The sequence below is a fragment of the Pseudomonas sp. NFACC08-1 genome, assembly GCF_900106735.1.
In the GTDB taxonomy this organism is placed as follows: Bacteria; Pseudomonadota; Gammaproteobacteria; order Pseudomonadales; family Pseudomonadaceae; genus Aquipseudomonas; species Aquipseudomonas fluorescens_Q.
In genome coordinates this window covers 501,978-527,789 of the sequence record NZ_FNNL01000002.1, presented here as the reverse complement: position 1 = coordinate 527,789, position 25,812 = coordinate 501,978, and the positions used below count along the sequence as shown (strand labels likewise).

The following is a 25,812-nucleotide window of genomic DNA, read 5'->3' as shown; positions in this document are numbered from 1 at the left end:
CGGTCAAAACCCGACTGCCCCTGATCGCTATTCCGTAGTACAGTGCGCAAGTCCGATAAATATCCACTTTGAGATGACCTGAAGTCTCAGGAGCAGCTTCAATGGAACCGAACACCCCGCAATCCCTCTGCCGCGGCGCTGACAGCATGATCGAAATCACCGAAGCCTCCATTGGCCAATTGCGCGCTGCGCTGGAGTCGGGCCAGACGACCGCTGTGGCGCTTGTCCAGGCCTACCTTGCCAGGATCGATGCCTATGACGGCCCCGACACGCCCACAGCCCTCAACGCGGTGGTGGTGCGCAACCCCGATGCATTGAACGAGGCCCGGGCCTGCGATGCCCGTCGGGCCAGCGGCCAGACCCTGGGGCCGCTTGACGGCATTCCCTATACGGCCAAGGACAGTTACTTGGTCAAGGGGCTCACTGCCGCTTCCGGCAGCCCGGCGTTCAAGGACCTGGTTGCTTATCGCGATGCGTTCACCATCGAACGGCTTCGCGCCGCCGGGGCGATCTGCCTGGGCAAGACCAACATGCCGCCCATGGCCAACGGCGGCATGCAGCGCGGGGTGTATGGCCGTGCCGAGAGCCCGTACAACGCCGACTACCTCACCGCGCCGTTTGCCTCCGGCTCCTCGAACGGTGCGGGCACGGCAACCGCCGCCAGTTTCGCGGCGTTCGGCCTTGCCGAAGAAACCTGGTCGAGCGGGCGCGGTCCAGCGTCGAACAATGGCTTGTGCGCGTATACGCCGTCGCGCGGGGTGATCTCGGTGCGTGGCAACTGGCCGTTGACGCCGACGATGGACGTCGTCGTGCCCTTCGCCAGGACCATGGCCGACTTGTTCGAAGTGCTGGACGTGGTGGTCGCCGAGGACCCGGACACCCGTGGCGACCTGTGGCGCCTGCAACCCTGGGTGCCGATTCCGAGCGTTGATTCAGTTCGTCCGGCCTCGTATCCGAGCCTTGCCAGCAACCCAAGTGCGCTGGCAGGCGTTCGGTTCGGCGTTCCTCGGATGTACATCAACGCCGACCCTGAGGCGGGCACGGCCCAAGCCCCCGGCATCGGCGGCCCGACGGGGCAGCGAATCATCACCCGCGCCTCGGTGATCGAGCTCTGGGAGCAAGCGCGCAAGGCGCTTGAGGCCTGTGGCGCCGAAGTGGTCGAGGTGGATTTCCCCCTGGTGTCCAACTGCGAGGGCGATCGTCCTGGCGCACCTACGGTATTCACCCGCGGCCTGGTTTCCAAAGAGTTCCTGCACCATGAATTGTGGGACCTGTCGGCCTGGGCATTCGATGACTTCCTGCGGGCCAACGGCGATCCGAAGTTGAATCGCCTGGCCGACGTCGACGGACCGAAGATCTTCCCCCACGACCCGGGCACCCTGCCCAACCGGGAGGATGATCTGGCGGCCGGCATGGATGAGTACGTGAAGATGGCCCAGCGGGGTATCACGCCGTGGGACCAGATCCCGACCCTGCCCGACGGCCTGCGTGGGCTTGAACAGACACGTCGAATCGATCTGGAGGACTGGATGGAGCGGCTGGGCCTGGACGCGGTGATCTTCCCGACCGTCGCCGACGTCGGGCCGGCGGATGCGGACGTCAACCCGGCATCTGCCGATATCGCCTGGAGCAATGGGGTCTGGGTCGCCAACGGCAACCTTGCCATCCGCCATCTGGGCGTGCCTACGGTCACCGTGCCGATGGGCATCATGGCGGATATCGGCATGCCCGTCGGGCTGACATTCGCTGGCCGCGCCTATGACGATTCGACGTTATTGCGACTGGCTTCGGCGTTCGAATCGATCGGTTCAAAACGCCTGATCCCGCCGCGGACGCCGCCGCTGTCGGCTTGATCGTTTAGTAGGCTCGGTCTTGTCTTGGGGCTGCTGCGCAGCCCAGCGGGAGCAAGCTCCCTCGCCACAAAAGGCAGCGTTCGACTTCATTTTTGAGTACGAGCGCAACCCCGTGGCGAGGGAGCTTGCTCCCGCTGGGCTGCGCAGCAGTCCCTAGACCGCTTCTACAGCCGGAAATACTGTTGCATGGCACGGGAAAGCAGGTTCACCGCCTCATCGCCGTGTGACGCCTGGGCTCGCATGAACACCACCTCGTGCTCCTTGATGACCGGAAGATCTTCGAGGATCTGCATGGCATCTGTTACGCGCGCGCGGTCTATCAGGCTGACCGCCAACCCCGCTTCCACACACGCCTTGACGGCCTGGTTGGAGGGGCTTTCCAGAACGACTCGGGTCCTGCGGCCGCTTTGCCTGAGGGCCTCCATCATCGCTTGCCGATAAGGGCATTGCGCCGCATGCACCGCCAACGGCAGTGGCGCCATCGGGGCCATCGTCGTGTGGACCGGACCAACCCAGACCGGCGTGGTGGAAACCAGCACTTGCCCTCCAGCACTGGCCTGACCCTTCGGCTGCACAACGACCGCTGCCTGGAGCTGGCCGCGCTGCACCAGGTCACGTAACGCGTAGCTTGGCGCGGTCTTGAGTTCCAGCACCACGTTGGGCCACGCGGCGGCGAAGGCCGGGAGGATGTCGCGGATGACATGCTCGGCGTATTCATCCGGCACCCCCAACGTAATGCGTCCCGCCAGCCGGGCTCCGTGCAGATCGGCCAGCACCCGGTCATGGGTGCTCAGCAGTTCCGTCGTCGCCACGAGCAGACGCTTGCCCAACGCCGTGAGGGATACCGATTGATTGTCCCGGTTGAGCAAACGCCCGCCAGCGACCGCCTCCAGGCGCTGAATATGCACGCTGACCGCCGCCGGGCTTTTGTGCAGTTGTTCTGCCGCCGCACTGAATTTGCCGATTCGCGCCACCGCATGAAAGGTACGGATCAAGTCGATATCGAGTATGGCCGTCATGATTCAATCTTCGTGAAGTACTGATGCATTACATTTTGATTTATTAGATTACGTCGGTTTCGTAGCCTGTGGTCATGAACCCGACTAAATCGATGAGCTGCCCTTCACTGCCCAAGCCCGACTGGCACTGGCTGATTCCATTGCCACTGCTCGAAGCCGCGTTGCTGCTGACGTGGAGCTCCGGCTTCGTTGGCGCGCGTTTTTCCATTGATTACGCGCCAGCATTGCTGGTGGTGTTCTGGCGTTGCGTCGTGGTCACACTCGTCCTGTTGCCCTTCGTCGCCAGAGCGCTGCGCCGAACCTCGCCCGTCGTGCTGTTGAAAAATGCCGGCATCGGCCTGCTGGCGATGGCGGGCTACCTGGCCGGTATCACCCAAGGCATTGCGCTGGGTGTGCCGGCGGGCCTGGCCGCGCTAGTCGCTGATCTGCTGCCGATGGGCCTGGCGCTGTTGGCTGCGAGCGTACTCAAGCAACGACTGGCCTGGCAGGTCTGGGCCGGCCTACTTATCGGCCTGCTCGGCGTCATGCTGGTGACCCAAGGCGCGCTGGCGTGGGGCAACGCGCCCTGGTGGGCCTATGGCCTGCCGCTGCTTGGCATGCTCTCGCTCGCCGTCGCGACTCTGTGGCAGAAATACCTACCCTGCGCGCAAACACTGGGCCTGTTGCCTAACCTGTGGCTGCAATGCTGCGTTTCGGGCCTGGCCTTCGCCCTGGTCGAAGCCGCCCATGGCAGCCTCGCCCCGATACCCAGCACCGGCTTTGCACTGAGCGTCTTGTGGACTGCGGGCCTGTCGACGATGGGCGGCTATGGGCTCTACTGGCTGTGTCTGCGCCGCGCGACCGCCACCCGGGTCGCCAGCGTCCTGTACCTCAGCCCGCCCATTACGATGCTCTGGGCCTGGGTCATGTTCGACGAACCGCTTTCATGGCAGATGGTGTCGGGGATGGTGGTGTCCGGGATTGGCATCTGGCTGGTCGTCGGCACCGAAGCCCGGCAGGCCAGGCGTCCGGCGTCTGAGCCGAAGCACTAACCGCCCGGACTTGGCAGCGGGATGATGCCTGTGGCAGCGTAGGCTGGAATTTCAAACAACCCTCGCGCCCACAGGCAAAACGGTAGCCATTATGATCTCGCACGTGTTTCTAGGTATCGGCGATTTTGATCGCGCCTTCGTGTTCTATTCAAAAATCATGACCGGGCTGGGCCTGACATTGAAATTTAGCGACGCTCACAAAGGCTGGGCGGGCTGGGTTGCCGAGCATTCACCTCGTCCCATTTTCGTGATTGGAAAACCCTTTGACGACAAGATGCACGAACCCGGCAACGGACAAATGGTGGCTCTGCTTGCGCCCAACCGGGAAGCCGTGAGGAACAGCTACGCGACAGCGCTGGCACTGGGCGGGACGTGTGAGGGAGAACCTGGCTTGAGACCCCACTACCACCCCGACTATTACGGCGCCTACTTTCGAGATCTCGATGGCAACAAGCTTTGTGTCTGTTGCCATGATTCGGTGTCGACTTAGTCGTGGCACCACAGGCAGAACTTCTAGAGTCGTTGCCCCCGCCCTGCTGCCGTCCGAGCCAAACTGGCCGTCAGCACGTCCAATAAAGCCGCGACCTTGGGAAGCGTCCCACGGTTTTTCTGCCAGGCAAGATTGATCGCCATTCCATCGGTTGCCCACTGCGGCAGCACTTCAACCAACGTCCCCTCATCCAGTTGCCGCTGGACCAACCAGGACGGTAATTGGGCAATACCGTAACCCGCCAATACCGCAATCACCAGGCCCTCGCCATCGCCCACCACCAGCGTTGGCGAGACCTGTTTCGTGAGCGTTTCGCCCCGATGCCCGGCAAAATTCCAGGGGCTGACGTTTCCATCCGGCCAACCGTAGGCGATGCACTGGTGATATTCCAGATCGAGGTCGATCAGGGGCGTGCCATGCCTGGCCAGGTACGCAGGGGACGCACAGAAAATATGCCATTCGCTGCCAAGGTGGCGATGCCCCCACGTGGCCGGCCAAATGTCCGCGCCTCCCAAACGGATCACGATGTCCACGCCTTCCTGCACAGGATCGATAAAACCGTCGGAGAAGGAAAGGTGTGGCACCAGTTGCGGGAAGTCCTGCAGGCATCGCAAGACGATAGGCAGCACCTGGGATCGGCCGAAGGCGCCCGGAAGGTCGATCCGAACCCTGCCACGTGGCTCGGTGTTTTCAGCGTGCAGCGACCACTCAGCCTCTTCCAGGTCGGCGAGCACGCCTGTGCAGGTGCGAAGAAAGGCGCGTCCTGCATCCGTCAGCGAAACACGTCGAGTCGTACGTTCGAACAGTCGAACCCCAAGTCGGCTCTCCAGGCGAGCAACGCTTTTGCTGATCGCAGAACTGGTCAGGCTCATCCGCTCAGCGGCAGCCTTGAAACTGCCGGACTCGGCGACACAGACAAATACATCGATCCCTTTCAATCGCTCCGAGGAAAACATGGACATCCTTATTCATGAACTGAATTCAATCAACTGGAGAAAAATCATCATAAATCAGAACTGGGTTCCTCAGTAAGCTTGGCTGCCGCGTGTCCGTCCGCGCGACGACGCTGCTCCCTATAAACATCTCCGGTCGTATGAGGCAAGGATGCTCGCCACCCTTAAAAACTACCCCGCGTCAGTCAATCTGCTGCTCTCGGCGTCACTCATCCTGACACTGTCCCGGGCAATCACACTGCCCTACCTGGTCATCTACCTGTCGGGCAACTTTGGATTGAACGTTGCCGACATCGGCCTGGTGATCGGCAGCACATTGATCATCGGTTCCCTGTTGAGCCTCTACGGTGGATTCCTGGTGGACAACGTGTCCAGCTACCGACTCATTCTGGTGTTCAGCGGATTATTCACGGCGGGGTTTCTCGGAATGTTTCTGGCTCGCGATCTCTGGCTGTTCTACAGCTGCCTGGTGCTGATCAACCTGGCCTATGCCGTCATCGATATCGCGGTCAAGGCGGGATTCGGCAGCTTGCTCGCGGTGGCCGAGCGCAGCGAAGCGTTCTCGATCAAATACACCCTGACCAACATCGGCTATGCCGTTGGGCCATTTCTCGGGGCGGGAATAGCCGATCTGGACATCAGCTTGCCATTTCTATTGTCCTGCATGCTGGGTGCCGGGTTCTGCCTGATTTATTTTGTCTGGGGCGACAGGGACCTGGCGGTCGTCGATGCGAGCCATTGTAGGAGCGAGCTGGCTCGCGAAAGCGCTAAACCCGTTCCCTTCCTGGCCGTGGGCAAGCTTCTGCTGCGCGATTACCGCTTAGTGTGCTTCACCCTCGGCGGCCTGCTCAGCGCGGTGGTCTTCGGCCAGTTCACGGCCTATCTCTCCCAGTACCTGGTGGTCACTACAACAGCTCAGTCCACCTACCGCATCATCAGCGCCCTTGTGACGACCAACGCGCTGATGGTGATCAGCCTGCAATACGTCATTGGCCGAAAGATTTCCCACCGGCATCTGAACCTGTGGCTGGCAGCGGGGCTGAGTCTGTTCATCCTCGGCTTGGCCGGCTTCGCCGTGGCCGATACCCTCCTGCTCTGGGTGATCGCCATGGCGGTGTTCACGGTCGGAGAGATCATCGTCTTCCCCACTGAATACATGTTCATCGACAACATCGCGCCCGACCACCTGCGCGGCATGTACTACGCTGCGCAGAATCTCGGCAACCTCGGCGCCGCCTCCGGGCCGGTGCTGTGTGGCGTCGTATTGGCAACGCAGCCACCTCACTACATCTTCTACATGCTCGCCCTGTTCATTGTTGCCGGTGGTGTGTTTTATTTCCTGGGAACCTGTCGGCTGATCGACTCGCCGGCCAAGACGTAATGCATGGCCTGTGACGATCGGTACGACGATCCAACGTTTCATTGCCTGGCGGCGCATTCCGGACGCCGCTGAGACCCAAGCCGTTACCGAGTTCTTTTGCCACTGAGGTGATCGCTTAGCCGGCGCTTGATAAAACCTTCAGCACCCCCATCACAAAGGCGCCAGCCTTCGCCAGCAACGTGCCCAAGCGCGAGCTGATACTCAAGAAACATCCGCTCGCAGGGCCGGGTGCTCGCGCAGGCGCTCGACGATGTAGTCCACGAAGCTGCGCACGCGCATCGGCGCCTTGCTTCTTTCGCGGTAGACCACATGAACCGGTATCGATGGCGGCTCATAAGGTTGCAAGACCCGCCGCAAGCGTCCGCTGTTCAGATAGTCGTGCAGTGGATAGTTCAAGCAGCGCATCAACCCAGCCCCATGAGCCGCCGCATCGATGGCCGTCTGTAGCGTGGCGCAGCTGAGCCGCGTGCGTGCCTTGAGGCCGCTGGCCGGCTGATGAAAAGGCCACTGGACCCAATCCTGGTTGGCCTGCGTGGCGATCAGTCGATGATTGTGCAGATCCTGCGGCACAACCGGTTCACCATGAAGCGCCAGGTAGCCAGGACTGGCGCAGACGAGTGAACGAACGCTGCCGACCGGTCGTGCGATCAATGAGCAGTTGGGCAAATGCCCCACCAGCACCGCCACATCCAGCCCTTCCTCATGCATGTTCGGAAAACGATCGTGGTAGTGGGCGAATATCCTGATCTCGGGGTACTGATCCATGTAGCCGGCCAGCACCGGGGCCATGACATAGCGGCTGAACAGCAAGGGCAACAGGATCGTCAGGTTGCCTTGGGCCTGGACATGCCAGCCCTTGGCCGATGCCTCGGCCTCGTCAATCGCCCTGAGGATCCGTGAACAGTCGGCCATGAAGCCGATCCCGGCCTCAGTCAGCACGACCCCGCGCGTGCTGCGCAACAGTAACTGCACACCCAGTCGCGCCTCCAACCGAGCGATGGCACGCATCACGGTCGGTCCGGAAACGTTGAGGCGCTGGGCTGCCGAAGCGAGACTGGGGCACTGCGACAGCCCATGGAACATCAGCATTTCATGGTGGCGAGCCATCAGGCGAGGCCTTTTACGACAGGCTTGAGCGTGACGTCGTCCCCCAACCGATCAGCGAGAAAGTCGACGAACGTGCGCACCTTGGCCGGCACTCGATTGCTCTTCTGATACACCACGTGAATCGGCAACGCTGGCGGTTCGAACGCCTTGAGCACCACCTCAAGTTCCCCATCGGCGACCTGCCGGGCTACTTGATAGGACAAGACCCGGGTGACGCCCCAACCCTGGCAGGCAATATTGATCGCCGCCTGATTCGCGGTCACCACCAGGCGTGGATCAAAGCGCAAGCTCAGTGAACTGGCCTCGTCCATGAACTGCCAGAGGCTCAGCAAATGACTGGCCGAAGACATCACGATGTTGGCCTTGCTCAACTCACCAGGATGAGTTGGCCGTCCGTGTCGCTGGAAATAGGCCGGGGCGCCACAAATCACCTGGCGCACTTCACCAACCTTGATGGCGTGCTGATTGTTTTCCTGCAAATGACCGATGCGGATCGCCACGTCGATGCCTTCGTCGGCGATGTTCACCACGCGGTCGACCAACAAGGCGTTGAGGTGTACCGAGGGAAATTGATCCAGGTAATCCGTCAGCAAAGGCGCGATGTACAGCTCGCCAAACAGCACCGGAGCGGTGACCGTCAGATACCCGCAGGGGATCGAATAGCTGCCGGCAGCAGCCTCCTCGGCTTCATCGAGCTCACTCAGGATCCGTCGGCAATCTTCCAGGTAGCGTTGCCCCGCTTCGGTCAAGTACACCTTGCGGGTGGTGCGCGACAACAGCTGGGTGCCAATCCGCTCCTCCATCGCCGCAATGGCGCGCGTCACGCTTGGCGGGGAGATACGCAGTCGGCGGGCAGCAGCGGCGAACCCTTCCTCCTCGGCCACCGCCATGAAAACCTGCATTTCCTGAAAGCGATCCATGGGTGGTCCAGTCTTGAGGGCACGTGGCTTGAATGAACTTGCCGGAAGATGCCCCCCGACAAGCACCCGCGGTTTGAATCAGGCTTGCTGCAAGCCCTTGGCGGTACGTTGCATGCCGACGAAATTCGGCAAGGCTTCGATGCTGCCCAGCCAGGCCCGGACATTCGGGTAGTCGGTCAGCGCGACGTTGCCTTCCGGCGCATGGGACACGTAAGTGTACGCGGCCACATCAGCGATGGTTGGTTGCTCACCGGCCAGGAACCGGCTTTGGCCCAACTCCGTCTCCATCACCTTCAACAGGGCATGGGAGCGCTTGATGGCGTCTTCGGCGTCATAGCCGGCGCCGAACACGGTGATCAACCGGGCGTTGGCCGGCCCCTGGTTGATCTGGCCCGCCGCCACCGACAGCCAGCGCTGCACCCGCGCCTGGGCAAGCGAATCACTGGGCAGCCATTGCCCCTTGCCATACTTGGTCGCGAGGTAGACCAGGATCGCGTTCGAGTCGGCCAGGACGGTGCCGTTATCGTCAATCACCGGCACCTGGCCAAAGCTGTTGATGGCGAGAAACTCCGGAGTCTTGTGCTCACCTTTCATCAAGTCCACGAATATCAACTCGGTTGGCAAGCCAAGCAGCGAGAGCATCAGCTCGACACGATGGGCGTGCCCCGACAGCGGGTGGCGATAAAGTTTGATCGCTTTCTCAGACATGACGTACTCCATGTTGTTTTGGGCTCGAAGCGGTGATCGCGTCGATGGCGCTATCCTCTGCTCCTGTCCCGGACAGCGGAATAACCAGCTTCTACAATCCAGCATTTCATCCAGTGAAACAGTCGGGCGGTCAGCCTAGTGGCCTGTACGGTTAATTCGAGTACACGAATCAGCCACGCAGGCCACTAGACCTCCAGCACCAACGGCTCGCTCCCCTGGGCCGGTACGGCGCAACAGATCAGCACTTCACCTTCGCCGACCGGTTCGGCCGGCTGGCTCAGGTAATGCACCTGGCCGCGGCTCAAGCGGGTTTTGCAGGTGCCGCAGGAGCCGCCGCGGCAACTGAATTCCGGGTTAAGGCCGCGCGCTTCGGCCAGCTCCAGCAGCGTCCCACTGCCCGGCTCCCAACGTGCCTCCTTGCCGGAACTGGCGAACAAGACCTTCACCGCTTCATTCGCGGCCGGCACTTGCTCCGGCGCCGGCATGCTCACTTCGAGATCTCGCACGAGCGTCGAGGGCCCGAAGGTTTCCGCGTGGATGCGATCGTCAGGGATGCGCAGCTTGCGCAGGCCGTCGTACAACGCCTGGGTAAAGCTGCCCGGCCCGCACAAATAGAAGTCGTAGTCGTTGAGCGGCAGCAGCTTCTTGAGCAGTTCCACATCGATCCTGCCGGCCAGGTCATAGCCCTCAGCGCTCCTTCCATCAGTGGGTGGCTGGCTGACCAGGCGCAGAACCTGTAGCTTGTCGCCGGCACGGGCGGCCAGTTCGTCGATCTCGTCACGGAAAGCCAGATCGGCCACCGAACGAGCGCTTTGCACCAGCCAGACCGGGCGCATGCGGCTGATGCGTAGGCCCTGGTACACCACCTCGCGCAACATCGACAACAACGGCGTGATACCTACCCCCGCTGCCAGCAAGACCAACGGACGCCGCTCGGTGGCCTGGACGGTGAAATGGCCCTGAGGCGCCCGCGCCTCAATCTCGTGCAGCGCCTGCACCTGATCATGCAGGTGGGACGACACCGAGCCATCGCGCTTGACGCTGATACGCAGGAAATCATCCGACGGCGCACTGGATACGCTGTAGGTCCGGATCGATGGAGCGCTCTGTCCCTCCAACAAGATCCTCACTGGCAAATGTTGCCCGGCTTCAAACCGGGGCAAACCCAAGCCATCGCTCGCCTGCAAGTAGAACGAGCGAATGTTGTGGCTTTCATCCACCACCCGCGCAACACGCAACGCCCGCCAGCGGCTACGCAGCGCCTCGGCCTGCAAGCGCTCGGCGGCCTGCTCCCAACTGCCGGTCATCATTGAATTGGGCGAGTCGCCTTCCTCCTGGTCCTTCCAGCGCAGCGCAATGGCCGCTGGGCGATACACGATGCGTTGCGGGGTAAAGCGCAACAGCCGCTCGGCGCCCTGGAACGCGCTGATCTCGGGGTCGTCCAGCAGCACTTGCGCCGAGCCGCTCATTTGCAGCAGATCGCCCGTCCGGAAATCGACGAACACCAGCCCTGCCCGTGGATTGAGCAGGATGTTGCCCAGCGTGTTGAAAAACAGGTTGCCGGAAAAGTCCGGGATGGTCAGCGATCCATCTTCATCCATGCGCACAAACCCTGGCTTGCCGCCACGGTGGGAAGCATCGACCTGCCGCTCGCCATCGCGTACCACGTAGGTGGCGATATAGAACGAATCGGCCGCCGTCACCAGGTGCCGCACCAGCGGGTCGGACAGGGTCAGTTGACGCGGCGCAACGGCCTGCGCGTCGACGAAGTGGTACTGGCGCAAGTTGATGTAGCGAGGGCAGTTGCCATACGCCTGGCTCACTGAAATCTCGAGCCCCGGGTCGAGCTGACGACGGACGACACCGTTCATGCGGTTGCGTCTGCGGGTGTGCAACTCGATCCCCAGCATCCCGATGGCATCGCCCTCGCCCAAGCCCTCCTGGGCCGGGTCGTTCGGCTCAGGTTCGAGTTGGATGTGCAGGGTCTGCGGATCGGGTGAGCTCATGAAGCCCGGTTGTCCCGCGCGCAGGGTCGCCCAGACGTCGCCTTGCCGATCCACCGCCCCCAGCACCACGAAAGGCAGTTGGGCGTAGAACTCCCGATGCTGGTCCGGCATCCAGGTACGCGCCAGTTGCCGTTGACCGACACTGGCCATCATGTCGACTGCCCCGACGGAGCGCTGCAAGGCCAGCTCTCCTTCGTGCCAGGGCGAGGTTTTTGCTTGCAAGGCTACGTCCATCAGCTACTCCTCGCGCTCGCAGCATGAACGCCTGCGCCAGTGCGCTACGGTTGGGGATTCTCCGCCTTCGTTTGCACGGCTGTGCAAGTGGCTGGAGTCATCTTCTGCCCAAAGCGACGGCGCAGGAATACGCACAAACTGCAATCCACCGTTTCATAAAATGGAATGGTGGAAGAACGAGCAATGGCCCGGACGGCGATCACGTCCTGATGCTGGAAAAGTTCTTGGTCAGCTCGAGCAAGGTCGCCCGCAACTCCGGCGGTCGCACGGGCTTGGCCAGGATCGAAATGTTCATGTGGTGCAGCGCATGGCGGATTCTCTCGATTTCATGGCCGGTCATGATCATGGCGGGGACTTCCCAGCCCCGTTGTTCGCGAATCGCGGCGATGCATTCGGAACCGGAGACCTTCGTGCCCAGGTCGAAGTCGGCAATGATGATGTCGCAGTCACTGGTCACGCCCACTCCGTCACTGTGGGTTTCCACTTCGCACCCCCACCTCTCCAATAGCGCGGATGTCGCCATCAGCACGTTGGCGTCATCCTCTACCAGGCACACCCGCAAGCCTTGCAAACGGCTGTGCGTGGACACCGGCCTGTCCACCATCGCCCTTGGCGCGACCGTTTCCAGCCCCTGGATCATGGCGCGAGTGCCCCTGCCGAGCCGGGAGTCCAGTTGGATGTCCAGATTGATCAGGTGGCTGATTCGCTTGACGATGGACAACCCCAGGCCCAGCCCCTCGACGTCCTTGTCACGAACGTGACGCACCCGATAGAACTCCTTGAACACCTCGGGCAGGTGTTCGGCGGCAATGCCCCGGCCCTTGTCATAGATGACGATGGCCAGGCCACTGCCTTTCGGACGCACGCCGATCAACACCGGTTGGCCGGAGGCATATTTGAGCGTGTTGGAGACCAGGTTCTGCACCATGGTCGCCAACAGGCCGGCGTTGACATTGACCCAATGCCGGCAAGGCCGCAGGCGCAACTCGACGCCGGCCCAGCGGGCCGCTTCGGTGTTCTGCTTGACCACATCTTGAAGCAGTGTGCCCAGGTGTACGGGTTCGGCCTGCGGTTCAAGCTGCCCGTTATCGAGGGTGTAGATATCGAGGATCGAGCGAAACAGTTGCGAGACGATGTGCAACGAACGGTCGATGTTGTCCACCAGTCGCAACTCTTCCTGGCCCAACCGGGCATCGCGCAGGCAGGCGGTGAACAAGCCGATCGAGTGAATCGGTTGGCGCAAGTCATGGCTGGCCTGGGCCAGGAAGCGGGACTTCTCCTGGTTCGCGGCAATCGCCTCTTCCGAAGCGATGCGGGTTCGGGTCAGCAGGATATGCGCGTAGGCGGGCACCACGATGGTGGTGACGATCAGCGTCAGGAACAGATAGGGTTGACCACGCCAGAACGGCGTGAGCAGGAAAATCACCACCAGGGTCGACAACGCGATAACGGTTGCCAGCGCCAGGTAGCGCGAGCCGAAGCGCATGCCATTGCCCAACGTGACCCAGAGCAATGCAGCGTACACCGGTAGCGTACCCTCCCCACCCACGATCAAGGCAAAGGCAAGACTGGCATAATCCAGTGTCATGGCAAAAAGACGACGCAGGAAGAAGTGCCCGGGCCAGCGCTTGACCGCCATGCGCAGAGGGATAGCGGTGCCGAAGAAAAAGGTCATGTACCACAGGATCGGTACATAGGTTTCGAAGTCGCTGGCCAGAAAGGCCACCACAATGATGTAGAGCGCTGCACAGGCCCCGACCGTCAATCTCAAGGTAGCCTGATCAAGCTCGCTATTCTTTTCCGTCATGGTCACTGGATTATTCCAACATGAAAGGTTGTTTCAAACTTGAAACCCAAGGGGGCAGTTTAGGTTACGATTCGTGAACTGGAAGATCAGAAGGATCTGAAGCATGACGTGCAGAGTAATTGTGGCAGATGACCACCCTTTGTTTCGCGAGGGTATGCTGAGAACCATTGAACGACTCATACCGACAGCATCCATAGAACAGGCTGGAAATCTGGACGAAGTATTGGCGCTGGCACGCTCCGGAGTGGAAGTGGACTCCCTGATACTCGACTTGCGCTTTCCCGGGATCAAATCGTTGCAAGTCATCGGCCAGTTGCGCGGTGAGTTCAAACGCACCTCGATCATTGTGGTTTCAATGGTGGATGATGTCGATGTTATTTCCCAGGTGATAGCGCTGGGTGCCGACGGATTCATCGGCAAGAATATCGACCCCGCCGCAATTGCCGACGCCATCATGGCAATACGCGAAGGCGAAGTGGTGGTGAAGTATCAAGCCGAAAACGCGATCCTGGACGATGCACTTTCCCAACTGACCGCGCGCCAACGGCAAGTGCTTGGCTTGATCGCCGCCGGCAAGACCAACAAGGAGATAGCCCGGGACCTGGGTATCTCCCCGTTCACGGTGCGCATCCATGTCTCAAGCCTGCTCAAATCCCTGGGTGTGCCCACGCGCGCGGCGGCTGCGGCGCAGTTTTCCAACTTCCCAAGCAATGGTGGATGGCCGGGAAAACAAGACAATTGAATGTATAACGGCGGCGAATATTAATTGAGCATCACCCTCCGTGCCGGCCCATCTCCGGGGCCATAGCACACTTGTACTATAGCTTCGCCCAGTACGCTCCCCCTAAGCTGTGGACGCTCCATAAAAAGGCTGTTCGAACAGCCAAATATAAAGAAAGCCAACATGCCATGCGCCGTGCAGTATCACTGTACCTATTGAAACGTCATGACATGCGAAGCCTATGGATTTAATAAATCGATAGGCGGCGCAATGCTGGGTCAACTTCACCGTTGCACGGTTGAAATGGAATGGTCCTGACATCAACTCAAGGTAAGTCATCATGTCCTTCAAATATGGAAAAACACTTAGAAATGGAATGACGCTGTGCATGCTGGCGGGCGTACTGAACGGTTGTGCAAACACCGGCGACTTGGGTAACTTGATGGGCGCCTTGAATCAGGGTGCCCAAAAATACGACGTCTCTTACCTCAAGCAAACGATCATTCCGGGCAAGACGACAAAAGGCCAGATCACTCAAATGTTCGGCGCGCCGACGAATGAAGAGCTCAATTCGACCAGTACCAGCAACGAGTCGAACTGGACCTATGAAAAGAGTGATGAGGGCCTGGATAAGTACATGAAGCTGGCCCACAAGTACGTGTCGCCCGAGACGCGCCTGAAGATGTACGACACCTCGGCACAACTGTCCAAGGCACAAACCGTGGCCAACGACCTCAGCAGCGTGACCGGCACGAAAGCGGGCCAAAGCCAGACCCAGGGTTCGGTATTGACCATCTATTTCGTCGATGACGTCGTGAAGTACTACAGGGTCTACTGACGCAATGGCATTGCCTTTGGGGACAGCATCAAGCCTGTCCCCAACCCTCACCTCATTTCTTCCAAGTACCTGCGCTCAAGACGCAAGCCTTGCAGATAACGAACGACTTCGTTCACGTGCTCTCCCGACGCCCTGCGTGGTAGTCCCCTCCTGAAGTATCCCGGCCCGGGCAACTATTCTGAGTCGCATTGATGGGCCAGCCGCTACGCTATCTCAAGGCACCAGAAGCCCATGAGGTTCGAAAACCGGTGGAAAAGAACAGTGAACTCGACCAGGCCACATTACGCCTGACCGTCAGCGCCTGCGCGCTGCTGTATATCGTCATCCTGGCCGGCCTCTATCCAGAAGACGCCGCGAGCTACGTACCCATCATTATCTACATCTGTACCTTCATCGTCGTCTCGGTGTTCCTGCGCATGATCATCAAGCGCTGGCCCGGACACTTCTTCTGGCGGCGCCTTTTCACAATGCTGCATGACTATGCCGGCATCGCATTTGCCATGATCGTCGGTGGAGAGGGCACGCTCCCGGTGTACGCTGCATTACTCTGGGTCACGCTGGGCAATGGCATGCGCTTCGGCTCGCGCTACCTGGCGTTGGCGACCGTTATCGCATTGTCGAGCCTGGTATTGGTTTTCTGGCTGACCCCGTTCTGGCATACGCAGCCCTACATGTTCCTGATGCTGATCGTCACCACCATTGTGGTGCCCGCCTACGCGCACATTTTGCTCAAGCGCACACGCATTGCCTCCGAAGAAGCCATTTTGGCCAATCAGGAGAAATCGCGATTCCTGGCCCAGGCCAGTCATGACCTGCGCCAGCCAATCCACTCCATCGGCCTGTTCACGGCCTGCCTGCGCGATGCCCGGTTGGGCCAGGAAGAGTTGCGACTGGTGGACAACATCGACCGTTCGCTGCACACCGTGTCGCAGCTATTCCGCTCGATCCTCGATATCTACACCCTCGATCACGGCCAACTGATGCCGAAAGCCGACACCGTACACCTGGGCCAATTGCTGCAGGACGTCGTCAAGCAGAACACCGAAGCGGCCCGCTGGGCCGGCGTCGAGCTGCGTCTGCGCGCCTGTCCTTACTGGGTCAGCGTCAATCCCGGCTTGCTGACTACGATGGTCCAGAACCTGCTGTCCAACGCGCTCAAATACGCACCCGGCCAACCCGTGCTGATCGGCGTGCGGCGCCAGGGCAAGCGCCTGGCCGTGGTGATCTACGACAAGGGGCGCGGCATCGCCGCCGAACATTTGCCCGAAGTGTTCAAGGAGTTCTACCGCGTGCGCCATATGCGCGACAAGGATGTCGAGGGCCTTGGCCTCGGCCTGTCCATCGTCAAGCGCATCAGCCAGATGCTCGACGTCGATATACACATCCGCTCCAAGATCGGACAAGGCACCCGGGTGGCGATCAGCGGCCTGGAACCGGCAGCACCACGTGTCATGGCGCCCAAGGTAGTGCCCGTCCAGAATCGCCTGGACGGGTTACGGGTGTGCTTGGTTGAAGACGACGCCAACGTACTGATGGCGACCTCGGCGCTGCTGGAAAAATGGGGCTGCGAGGTTGAGGCCCACAGCGACGGCGAAGGGTTGACCAGCGATTGCGACATCGTCATCGCCGACTTCGACCTGGGCACAAAAGTCTCGGGCGCCGAATGCATTGCCGCGCTACGCGAGCAGCGCGGCTGGCAAGTCCCGGCGCTGGTCATCACCGGGCATGAGATCGAGCGGATACGCCAATCGCTGCAAAGCCTGAGTATCTCGGTGCTGGCCAAGCCCGTGCGACCGCCGGAACTGCGAGCGGTATTGCTTGAATTGGTCAAGCGCATGAATCGCAAGGGCGAGGACTCAGCTCACCTCAACCCACCCAGCCGATAGCCGTCTTGGGGATCACCTCGGACTCGTCGAGCTTGGACGCAAACATGCTCACGGCCTCAAGTGCGTCCGTGGTCCCGTTCCTGATTTGCACGATGACCGAACCGGCCTGATCTGCCAGGGTTACGCCGCGCAATGCGCCTTCATGGGTCACGTTCATGCTGGCGACGGCATCGCGGGTTTCGGAGAGGATCATGCCGATCATTTCGGCAATTTCAGAGGTGGAGCGACTGGTGCGCCCGGCCAGTTGCCGGACCTCGTCGGCCACGACCGCGAACCCCCTCCCCTGGTCCCCGGCCCGTGCCGCCTCGATGGCCGCGTTGAGGGCCAGCAGGTTGGTCTGGTCGGCAATGCCGCGAATGGTGTTGACGATGGCAGTGATCTCTTCCGAACGCGCGCCCAACTGCCCAACCAGACGCGCGGAAGAGCCAATGTTATCGGCAATCTCGCGCATCTCCTTGGCAGTCTGGTGGATCACCTGGGCACCCTGTTCGGCCACTCGCTCGGTCTCGGCGGAGATATGGTACGCACGGGAAGCGCCACGCGAATCCTCTTCGAATTTCTCCACCCGCTCGCTGATGTCACTGGCGAACTTCACGATCTTGCACAACTTGCCTTCGGCGTCATAGACCGGGTTGTAGCTGGCTTCCAGCCAGACGACTTTGCCGTTTTTGCCGAGGCGCTTGAATTGGCCGCTGAAAAACTCGCCGGCGTTGAGACGGCGCCAGAAATCACTGTACTCCGAACTGCCAACCAGGCTCGGTTCGCAGAACATCCGGTGATGCTTGCCCTTGAGCTCTGCCAACGTGTAATTCATGACATTCATGAAGTTGTCGTTGGCGGTCAGGATGTGGCCGCCCAGGTCGAACTCGATCACGGCCATGGCCCGGTCGAGTGCCGCCAGCCGGCCACGTGTTTCTGCCTCGCTGGCAACCTTGGCGGTGACATCGAGTGCGTACTTGACCACCTTCACGACGCGGCCCTGCTCGTCCACTATCGGGTTATAGCTGGCTTCCAGCCAGACGTTCTGCCCTTGCGCGCTACGGCGCTGAAACGTGCCGGAAACAAACTGACCGGCGCGCAACTGGTTCCAGAATTCACGGTACTCGGCGCTGCCCACCAGCGCCGGGGTGCAAAAATCCCGATGGGACAGGCCGGCCAATTGATCCGCACGGTAGCCCATCGTGCCAAGAAAATTTTCGTTCGCCCGAAGGACCTTGCCGTCGGGGCTGAACTCGATAACAGCCATCGACCGCTCCAGGGAGCCTACCAGTCCTTTGTATGTTGCCAATTCGGCCGTCCTAGCCGTCAGTTCGTTTTTTAGTGTTGTATTAAACATGACGTACCCTCGGTGAACCCTGAAAGTAACCGGACCTTCTATTCATATCGGCTCGCTGACTGAAGGCTGAACGGTACGCGGTAATCATGTTTCGGCGCCAAAACCCAACGAATCCATCAACCAGGTTCTAAAGGCCTGCACTTTGGGGGTGTCGGCTGTTTCATGCGGGCTCACGAAATAAAAGCCGAGGTCAGATTTCAATCGCAGATCAAAGGGTGCAACCAATCGCCCGGCCTTCAGGTCATCCTCGACATAGGTCGAACGCCCAATGCAGACCCCCAGACCGTCAACCGCAGCCTGAACGGCCATCATCGCAAGGTCGAATGTCAGCCGGCTGCCTTCGGCCAGTTTTTTCGGCTGGCCAGCGGCGCTCAACCAGGCACTCCAGTCGTCGCGGGTCACCCCACTGACCTGCAACAAGGTGTGCCGGGCCAGATCGCGTGGATTCTCCAGGACTTTCGGACCTTGCAGCAGCCTGGGGCTGCACACCGGAAAGATCTCATCGGCCATCAGCCAGTCCGCCCGCAACCCCTTCCAGTCCCCGGAACCGTAACGAATGGCCGCATCGACGCCGCCCTCACGGAAATTCACTCGTTCGGTAGATGCCGTAACGCGCACGTCAATGTTGGGAAACGCCTGCTGGAATGACGCCAGTCGCGGCAACAACCATTTGGAAGCAAATGAAACCAGGGTACTGATCGTCAAGACGCTGTTGCTGCGGCTCTGCAGCAACGTCTGCGTGCAATAGCGCAACTCATGGAACGCCGCGCGAACGCCTGGGAAATAGGCATGTCCTTCGTCTGTCAGGGCCAGGCCATCCTTGAGCCGCAAGAACAGGCGCACGCCCAGTTCCTCTTCGAGCCGGCGAATTTGATGGCTGATGGCTGTCTGCGTGACGTTCAGCTCTTGCGCAGCCTTGGTAAAGCTCATATGCCGAGCGGCTGACTCGAATGCTTTAAGGCCATTGAGGGAAGGGATTCTGATGGCCATTGGGTTTGGCTTGCTCATGATATTTTGTCATACGCTAGCACTGAAGATGTCCTTTGAAAATGTTCCGGCCCTCGCGGATTCTGACAGCACGCCCCCCGTCCTTGAGGAAACCATGAAACTGTACTTCGCCCCCATGACCTGTTCATTGTCCCCGCACATCGTGCTGCGGGAATTGGGCCTGCCATTTGAATTGATTCGGGTCGACAACAAAACCAAGCGAACTGCCGATGGGCTCGATTTCCTGAGCATCAACCCCAAGGGCTACGTGGCAGCCTTGGTGCTGGATAACGGTAATGTCCTGACCGAGGGGCCCGCCATCGTCCAGTACCTGGCCGACCTGGTCCCCGCAAACACGCTGGCGCCGGCCAATGGCACTTGGGAGCGGGTTCGCTTGCAGGAATGGTTGAACTTCATTACCTCCGAGCTTCACAGCGGATGTGCGCCGCTGTTCAACGCCGATATTGCAGAGTCGACCAAGGCCATCTTCAGGGCAAAACTGTTCAGGCGCCTGGATTACCTCAGCCAGACCCTTGAACGACAGGATTACCTGATGGGCACCTTTGGCCTGGCCGACAGCTATTTGTTTACCATCCTGAACTGGCTGCCGTTGTTCAATATCCAGATCAGGGATTGGCCGGCACTGGCGGCGTTCATGGCGCGAATCGCAACACGCCCCAGCGTCCGGGCAGCCATGGCTGCGGAAGCGGCGTAGTCATTGGCGGCACATTCAACCTCAGGTGCAACCTGACCTGCGGCTATCGCGAGCAAGCTCGCTCACAGTTGTCCGGGGTGATTGTAAGATTCGAGATACACCTCGGCCCTCCTGTGGGGGCTTGCTCGCGATGACGGCGGCAAGCCCGACCTCAGCCAATCAGATTCGCATACACCGGCCGGTCGATATTGCCACCGGAGAGAATCACCGCCACCCTTTTCCCCCGCATCGTTTCACGCTCCTGCATCAGCGCTGCCAAGGCGGCCGCGCCGGCACCTTCGGCGAGGTTGTGGGTGTCGGTGTAATACGCCCGCATGGCCCCGGCAATTTCAGCATCGCTGACCGCTACGATTCTCGCCGCCCCGGCCCCATAGATGGCAAAGGCCTCGGGAACGGGCCTGCGCACGGCCAGGCCGTCGGCAAAGGTATTTGCCGACGCGGTCTCGCATAGCCTGCCCGCTTCAAACGACAACTTCGCCGCGAGGGCCTCGGTGGACACCACGCCCACCACCTGGGTCTTCAGGCCCAAGGCATCGCGGGCGGCGATGACCGCGCAGATCCCCGAGCCGCAGCCTATCGGCACATAGACGGTGTCCAGGTCCGGCACCGCGTTGAACAGCTCAAGCCCATAGGTCGCCACGCCCTTGACCAACTCGGGATGGAACGGCGGCACCAGGTAGAGGCCATGCGATTGGGCCAGGCGCACGGCCTCCTCACGGGCCTCATCGAAATCGCGGCCATACTCGATCACCTCGCCGCCAAAACCGCGCATGGCGTTGTTCTTCTCCACCGAGTTACCTTGCGGCACGACGATCAACGCTTTCAAACCCAATGCGCTGGCCGCCAGCGCCAGGCTCTGGCCGTGGTTGCCGCGAGTCGCCGTGACGATGCCTTTTGCCTCTGGGTGCTCGCGCTTGAGCCAGCGCACGAAGGTCAGGCCGCCGCGTACCTTGAAGGCCCCCGTCGGGGTGTGATTCTCGTGCTTGACCCACACCGTGCAACCCAGCCGTTCAGCCAACAAGGGCCAGGCGTACTGGGCGGTGGCGGGCATGACTTCGTATAAGTGGCGGGCAGCTTGTTCGATATCGTCGCGAGTCAGTGTGTGCATGATGGGCCTCCGGGTTTTTGCCCAGTCTAATCAGGGCTCCATCGGCGGGCTTTCAGAAAACTGACCTGACTTTCTGCTCCTCTCTTCACTACTATGCTGTTCATGAACCCTCGAAACCGCCAACAGCCGCCCCAGTCCGAACCGGTCCGTCGTATCGAAGCCGGGCCGTGGGCGATCGAATTGCTGCCCGGCTGCGCCTACGCCACCCGCTATGTCGCCACCCAGTCGGCGATCGGCTTTGCCTTCGACAGCCAGCGTGGCCTGCACGCCATCGGCAGCGACCGCGTGCAGCCCTTCGAGGCGATCCCCAACGGCCTGGCATTTGTCCCCGCCGAATGCGACGTGTTCTCCGAATCTCCCAGGGGCGGAGAATACCTGCGGGTCGTGCGCACCGACGGTATGGCGTTGCCGGGGGAACATGCGTTCAACAACCGTATGGACCCGCAGGCCATCACCCTCGCCCTGAGAATGCGCAGCGCACTGCTGCGTGCCACCGCGGAGGATGACTGGGAGGCCTGGACGCTCGGATTGGCTGAACGGGTGAAGGACCCCAAGACGTTTTCGGCCCCCGTACAAGGGTCCATCACCGGCGGGCGAATGCGCCTGCTCGACGAGTTCATCGACGCCGGTCTCGACGGTCCGCTGGGGGTCAAGGAAATGGCCAGCCTCCTTGGCTTGTCCGAAGGGTACTTCATGCGGGCATTCAAGAATGCCACCGGCAAAAGCCCGCACAGCTACCTGATCGACCGGCGCCTGGCCAAGGCACGGGCGCTGATGCGCGACTCAACCGCCCGACTGACCGATATCGCCCACACTTGCGGTTTCAACTCCCAGGCGCACATGACCACGCTGTTCAAGCAACGCCTTGGCGTCAGCCCAGCGCAGTTGCGCGGCTATTCGAGGCCCTGAACGGGCCGGGCAAGCAGCTAATTCGGGTCACCTGAAACGCGAGTGGCGCCCCAAATCAAATCGCCATCAGATAGCCTTGCAAAAACACCCGGGCCGTCTAGATTCAAATCTGTCTCCAACCGCATCGTCAACCACACCTGACAGCCCTTCGGGCGAGAGCGTCTATTGGCCTAAAACACACACTTGGCGTTGCTTTCAATTACTGACACGGAATCAGTCAATAACAACAAGAGGGATGCTTGATGAAGCATGGCCGTGGGTATCGTTTGCTCTCGCAAAAAGGCGCAGCCGGACATTTCTGGCTGTCGCTGGTTTGCTTTTCCGCCCTGGTGATCGCCAGCTTCTTGCTGTTCGAACAACAGATCCAAGACTTCCTGACCCATCTCGACCTGTACCAACCCTCGACGCCCGCGCAGAAACTCTACCTCGCGTTGCTGCTGATCGCCCTGCTGGCGCTGGACGTGGTGCTGCCGGTGCCGTCGAGCATGGTTGCGCTGCTGGCCGTGGCCATGCTCGGCAGCGTGGGGGGTTACCTGGCGATTTTCGTGGGGCTGTGCCTGGGCGCCGGGTTGGGTTATGCCCTGGGCGCCGGCTATTTGCGTTTGTTGTCCGGCCGCCTGGGCCTGCATCAGCGCCAGCCGGGGCAACTGGCGTACCGGTTGGGCACACTGTCGTTGATCTGCCTGCGCGGGGTCCCGGTATTGGCGGAAACTTCAGTCGTCGCCGCCGGTATGCAAGGCTACCCTCTGCGCGCTTTCATCCTGGTCACCACCCTGGCCAACGCCGGCCTCGCGCTGGCCTACAGCGCCGTTGGCACCTTTCTCGTCGAGCAGAACGCGCTGTTGGTGACCTTGCTCGCCAGCATGGTATTGCCCGGGCTGTTCATCGCCGGGTACAGCCTGTTCAAGAGCCTTCGCCGGCACGACGCGGAGCAACCGTTGCACGGGCGCTTCAAGGTCAGCTACGACTACCCGGTGGTGTTCACCGACCATGTATTCGATCCGCTCAATCCCTGCCTGCACCGCCAGCTCATGGCCGGCCACAGGGGCCCGGTCACGGTGTTGATATTCGCCGATGAACAACTGCTGCACAGCGCCCCGCACCTGCAGGAACAGATCAACGCCTACTTCGCCAGCCACTTTCCAGACCTGCACCTGCAGGCGCCGCCGATTGCGGTCCCGGCCGGCGAGTCGAGCAAGGATTCACAGGTGTTGCAGCGGCTGTACACCGACATGCTGAAACATGGCTTGGACCGGCATTGCCATGTGCTGGCCCTCGGTGGCGGCGCGGTGCTGGATGCGGTGGGCTACGCCTGCGCCACCTTCCACCGTGGCATTCGCCTGATTCGCATCCCCAGCACCGTGCTCGCCCAGAACGACGCCGGCATCGGTGTAAAAAACGGCATCAACGCCTTCGGCCAGAAGAACTTGCTGGGTGCCTTCTATCCCGCCATCGCAGTCATCAACGACTTTCAATTGCTGACCAGCCTGACCCGGCGCGACCAGATCGCAGGCCTGGCCGAGGCGGTCAAAGTGGCGCTGATCAAGGACCAGGCGTTTTTCCAATGGATGGAGCAACAGGCCGACGCCCTCGCCCACTTCGAACATGGGGCCAGCCGCTATGCGATCCGCCGCTGCGCCGAATTGCACCTGGCGCACATCACCGGTGCCGGCGACCCCTTCGAACGCGGTAACGGACGGCCCTTGGACTACGGACACTGGGCCGCTCACAAACTGGAAAATCTCAGTCAGCACCGACTGCGCCATGGTGAAGCCGTCGCGGTGGGCATGGCCCTGGATGGGCTTTATGCCAATGCCCTGGGATTGTTGAGCGACGGCGACACCGAACGGGTGCTGAACCTGCTGCTCAAGCTCGGCTTCTGCCTGAACCCGCCAGAACTGACCTTGAAAGATGCACTGGGGCGCTCGCAGGTCTTGCTGGGATTGGAGGAGTTCCGCCAGCATCTGGGCGGGCAACTCTCCATCCCCATGTTGAGCCGGATCGGCGAGTCGGTGGACTTGCATGAAATCGATACCGCGCGAATGGAGCAGGCATTGCAGCGGCTGTCCACCCAGGTCGAGCTTGCGCCGATCCTGAACGAGCGCTGTGCGCAATGAACCAGACGGCGCCGAACCTCAAGACCTGGCTGACCCTCGGCCGTGTCTCCAACCTGCCCACGGTGTGGACCAACACCTTGGCCGCCGCCCTGCTCACCAGCAGCGCCGGGGCCCTGGCACCGCCGTCTTCCCTGGTGTGGATCCTGCTGCTGGTGGCACTGTCGCTGCTGTACCTCGCCGGCATGCTGTTGAACGACCTGTTGGACGCCGACTGGGACCAACAACACCACAACCCCCGTCCCATAACCCTGGGCCTGGTGAGCCGCCAGCACGTGCGGCTGGCCACTGCGTTGTTGCTGGTGCTGGCTGCCGCCTCGCTGCTGGGCCTGAGCCAGTTCATCGAGCAGCCGCACTGGCTGCTGGGCAGCGCGACGCTGTTGGTGGGTTGCATTCTCGGTTACAACCTGCTGCACAAGAGATACGCCCACAGCGTCTGGCTGATGGGGGCCTGCCGCTCGGCGCTCTACCTCACCGCGGCGGCCAGCCTGGCGATGCCGGCGGGGCCGATCTGGCTCTGCGCCATTTTGCTCGGTGTCTACATCAGCGGCCTGACCTACTTGGCTCGCCAGGAACACCGCAACCAATTGATCAGCCGCCTCCCCCTGCTGCTGATGCTGAGCCCACTGGCCTTGGCAGTCTATGCAGGCAGCGCCTGGTTTTGGCCGGTGCTGCTGTTATGGCTTGGCTGGTTGGGCTGGCATTACTGGCACAACCTGGCCAACCCTCGGCAACGACAGGTCCGCGCCTTTATCGGCGCTGGCCTGGCAGCCCTGCCGCTGTTCGATGCCCTGGTGCTGGCCGTGGCTAACCAGCCCTTGGGTAGCCTGTTATGTGTCGTGGTGTTTTTCCTGCTTCCCCATTTCCAGCGCTGGATCAAACCAACATGAACATGGACGTTACTGCAGCGGCATCGGCGGCCCTCGACATGCGCCACGATTGCCTGAACGAACAACGCCAGCCTTTCATCCGCCATCTCGATGAAAGCGAACGGCGATGGTGGCATCAGGCAGAGGAACAGCTTGCCCTAAGCCCGGACGCCAACACCGCGGCGCTCATGAGCAGCCAATGCAAGCGCAACCTCAAGGAGCGTGCGCAACCCGGTGGCGATGGCTGGAGCAACGTCCAGCTGGCGCGGGCGTTGCTGCTGGCCCAGGTGCTGGAACAGCAGCCCGCCGCCGGGCAAGTCCCCCTGCTGCACCAATTGTTCCTGTGGGGCGACGACCAGGAAAAGGTCGCCACCTTGAAAGCCCTCGATTGGCTCGATAGTCGCGGAGCGTGCGTGGAGCTTGCACGCCAGGCCGGGCGCACCAGCAACAGCCAGGTGTTCGCCGCCCTCGCCCTGGACACCGCCTACCCATCGCGTCACTACAACGAACAGGCCTTCAACCAATTGGTGCTGAAAGCGCTGGGCATGGGCCTCGACGTACGACGCCTGATCGGCCTGGCGCAACGACAAAGCGTCACCCTCAACCAGTTGGCCCTCGACCTGCTGGACGAACAACTCGCCGCCGAACGAACGGTGTCCGCCGGGCTGCCCCACGTCATTGCCTTCGACCTGCTGAGCCCGGCGCAACGTCAGCGCCTGGCCGGCCTGGGCCAGCAACAACGCTTGCCGACGCAATGGCACGAGCACCTGGACGGCGTTTCGCCGAACTGATGCCCCACCGCCCCCCGCTTTTTTTGACG

At 61.2% G+C, this 25,812-nt stretch carries 21 protein-coding genes and 2 pseudogenes; 12 read left to right on the top strand and 11 right to left on the bottom strand.

Annotated features, from left to right (window positions below; all coding sequences use genetic code 11):
• Window positions 1-146 precede the first annotated feature (146 nt).
• Complete coding sequence (locus BLU76_RS05925; protein ID WP_092222164.1) at window positions 147-1,853, top strand: amidase; 1,707 nt, start codon at window positions 147-149, stop codon at window positions 1,851-1,853.
• A 164-nt stretch (window positions 1,854-2,017) separates the two neighbouring features.
• Here BLU76_RS05925 and BLU76_RS05920 read toward each other — a convergent pair whose 3' ends face one another.
• Window positions 2,018-2,872, bottom strand: coding sequence for a LysR family transcriptional regulator (locus BLU76_RS05920; RefSeq protein WP_092141814.1), 855 nt, complete (start codon window positions 2,870-2,872; stop codon window positions 2,018-2,020).
• A 74-nt stretch (window positions 2,873-2,946) separates the two neighbouring features.
• Between BLU76_RS05920 and BLU76_RS05915 the strand changes: the two genes are divergently transcribed.
• Window positions 2,947-3,903 (top strand): DMT family transporter, encoded by a 957-nt coding sequence (locus tag BLU76_RS05915; RefSeq protein ID WP_092221909.1) that lies wholly within the window; start codon window positions 2,947-2,949, stop codon window positions 3,901-3,903.
• A gap of 91 nt (window positions 3,904-3,994) precedes the next feature.
• A complete protein-coding gene (locus BLU76_RS05910; protein WP_092221907.1) occupies window positions 3,995-4,393 on the top strand; it encodes a VOC family protein in 399 nt (132 codons plus the stop codon).
• A 23-nt stretch (window positions 4,394-4,416) separates the two neighbouring features.
• Here BLU76_RS05910 and BLU76_RS05905 read toward each other — a convergent pair whose 3' ends face one another.
• A complete protein-coding gene (locus tag BLU76_RS05905) occupies window positions 4,417-5,349 on the bottom strand; it encodes a LysR family transcriptional regulator (RefSeq protein WP_092222161.1) in 933 nt (310 codons plus the stop codon).
• Window positions 5,350-5,497: 148 nt separating this feature from the next.
• On the opposite strand from BLU76_RS05905, the gene BLU76_RS05900 reads away from it, so the two are divergent.
• On the top strand, window positions 5,498-6,727 hold the full coding sequence (locus tag BLU76_RS05900; RefSeq protein WP_092221905.1) for an MFS transporter: 1,230 nt from the start codon (window positions 5,498-5,500) through the stop codon (window positions 6,725-6,727).
• Between the two features lie 201 nt (window positions 6,728-6,928).
• Here the strand turns inward: BLU76_RS05900 and BLU76_RS05895 are convergent, their stop codons facing one another.
• The 5 genes from BLU76_RS05895 to BLU76_RS05875 form a co-directional block, all read right to left on the bottom strand.
• Complete coding sequence (locus BLU76_RS05895) at window positions 6,929-7,834, bottom strand: LysR family transcriptional regulator (protein ID WP_092141829.1); 906 nt, start codon at window positions 7,832-7,834, stop codon at window positions 6,929-6,931.
• Entirely contained in the window at window positions 7,834-8,754 is a 921-nt protein-coding gene (locus tag BLU76_RS05890; protein WP_092221903.1) for a LysR family transcriptional regulator, read from the bottom strand. The genes BLU76_RS05895 and BLU76_RS05890 overlap by 1 nt, the downstream gene beginning before the upstream one ends.
• Window positions 8,755-8,832: 78 nt before the next feature.
• Window positions 8,833-9,462 (bottom strand): glutathione S-transferase family protein, encoded by a 630-nt coding sequence (locus BLU76_RS05885; RefSeq protein WP_063321590.1) that lies wholly within the window; start codon window positions 9,460-9,462, stop codon window positions 8,833-8,835.
• 185 nt (window positions 9,463-9,647) lie between these two features.
• Complete coding sequence (locus tag BLU76_RS05880) at window positions 9,648-11,702, bottom strand: 2Fe-2S iron-sulfur cluster-binding protein (RefSeq protein WP_092221901.1); 2,055 nt, start codon at window positions 11,700-11,702, stop codon at window positions 9,648-9,650.
• A gap of 199 nt (window positions 11,703-11,901) precedes the next feature.
• Window positions 11,902-13,509, bottom strand: coding sequence for an ATP-binding response regulator (locus BLU76_RS05875; protein ID WP_092142714.1), 1,608 nt, complete (start codon window positions 13,507-13,509; stop codon window positions 11,902-11,904).
• Between the two features lie 103 nt (window positions 13,510-13,612).
• Between BLU76_RS05875 and BLU76_RS05870 the strand changes: the two genes are divergently transcribed.
• The 3 genes from BLU76_RS05870 to BLU76_RS05860 all read left to right on the top strand — a co-directional run bounded on the left by BLU76_RS05870 (window position 13,613) and on the right by BLU76_RS05860 (window position 16,954).
• Window positions 13,613-14,251, top strand: a complete 639-nt coding sequence (locus BLU76_RS05870; RefSeq protein ID WP_092141835.1) for a response regulator — start codon at window positions 13,613-13,615, stop codon at window positions 14,249-14,251.
• A gap of 355 nt (window positions 14,252-14,606) precedes the next feature.
• Window positions 14,607-15,068 (top strand): hypothetical protein, encoded by a 462-nt coding sequence (locus BLU76_RS05865; RefSeq protein WP_256572649.1) that lies wholly within the window; start codon window positions 14,607-14,609, stop codon window positions 15,066-15,068.
• Window positions 15,069-15,259: 191 nt separating this feature from the next.
• The gene (locus BLU76_RS05860) at window positions 15,260-16,954 is read left to right on the top strand and encodes an ATP-binding response regulator (RefSeq protein WP_218190240.1); all 1,695 of its coding nucleotides are present in this window, start codon (window positions 15,260-15,262) and stop codon (window positions 16,952-16,954) included.
• Here BLU76_RS05860 and BLU76_RS32205 read toward each other — a convergent pair.
• From BLU76_RS32205 to BLU76_RS05850, 3 genes and pseudogenes are all read right to left on the bottom strand, one after another.
• Window positions 16,935-17,408 (bottom strand): annotated as a pseudogene (locus tag BLU76_RS32205) (methyl-accepting chemotaxis protein); the annotation flags it as partial. The gene BLU76_RS05860 and the pseudogene BLU76_RS32205 sit on opposite strands and share 20 nt — an antisense overlap.
• A 114-nt stretch (window positions 17,409-17,522) precedes the next feature.
• A pseudogene (locus tag BLU76_RS32200) lies at window positions 17,523-18,200 on the bottom strand (PAS domain-containing protein); the annotation flags it as partial.
• A gap of 174 nt (window positions 18,201-18,374) precedes the next feature.
• Window positions 18,375-19,280, bottom strand: coding sequence for a transcriptional regulator GcvA (locus BLU76_RS05850; protein ID WP_063321594.1), 906 nt, complete (start codon window positions 19,278-19,280; stop codon window positions 18,375-18,377).
• 112 nt (window positions 19,281-19,392) lie between these two features.
• Here BLU76_RS05850 and gstA point away from each other — a divergent pair, with 112 nt between their 5' ends.
• Complete coding sequence (gene gstA, locus BLU76_RS05845) at window positions 19,393-19,992, top strand: glutathione transferase GstA (protein ID WP_092141847.1); 600 nt, start codon at window positions 19,393-19,395, stop codon at window positions 19,990-19,992.
• Between the two features lie 151 nt (window positions 19,993-20,143).
• Here the strand turns inward: gstA and BLU76_RS05840 are convergent, their stop codons facing one another.
• Complete coding sequence (locus tag BLU76_RS05840) at window positions 20,144-21,100, bottom strand: threonine dehydratase (protein WP_092141850.1); 957 nt, start codon at window positions 21,098-21,100, stop codon at window positions 20,144-20,146.
• Window positions 21,101-21,193: 93 nt separating this feature from the next.
• Here BLU76_RS05840 and BLU76_RS05835 point away from each other — a divergent pair, with 93 nt between their 5' ends.
• The 4 genes from BLU76_RS05835 (at window position 21,194) to BLU76_RS05820 (ending at window position 25,783) form a co-directional block, all read left to right on the top strand.
• Window positions 21,194-22,009: a helix-turn-helix transcriptional regulator gene (locus BLU76_RS05835; protein ID WP_092221899.1), complete on the top strand. Its 816-nt coding sequence runs from the start codon at window positions 21,194-21,196 to the stop codon at window positions 22,007-22,009.
• A 242-nt stretch (window positions 22,010-22,251) separates the two neighbouring features.
• The gene (locus tag BLU76_RS05830) at window positions 22,252-24,126 is read left to right on the top strand and encodes a 3-dehydroquinate synthase (protein WP_092221897.1); all 1,875 of its coding nucleotides are present in this window, start codon (window positions 22,252-22,254) and stop codon (window positions 24,124-24,126) included.
• Window positions 24,123-25,013, top strand: coding sequence for a UbiA family prenyltransferase (locus BLU76_RS05825; protein WP_092221895.1), 891 nt, complete (start codon window positions 24,123-24,125; stop codon window positions 25,011-25,013). Before BLU76_RS05830 ends, BLU76_RS05825 begins: the two co-directional genes overlap by 4 nt.
• Window positions 25,010-25,783: an EboA domain-containing protein gene (locus tag BLU76_RS05820; protein ID WP_092221893.1), complete on the top strand. Its 774-nt coding sequence runs from the start codon at window positions 25,010-25,012 to the stop codon at window positions 25,781-25,783. The genes BLU76_RS05825 and BLU76_RS05820 overlap by 4 nt, the downstream gene beginning before the upstream one ends.
• Window positions 25,784-25,812: the final 29 nt, after the last annotated feature.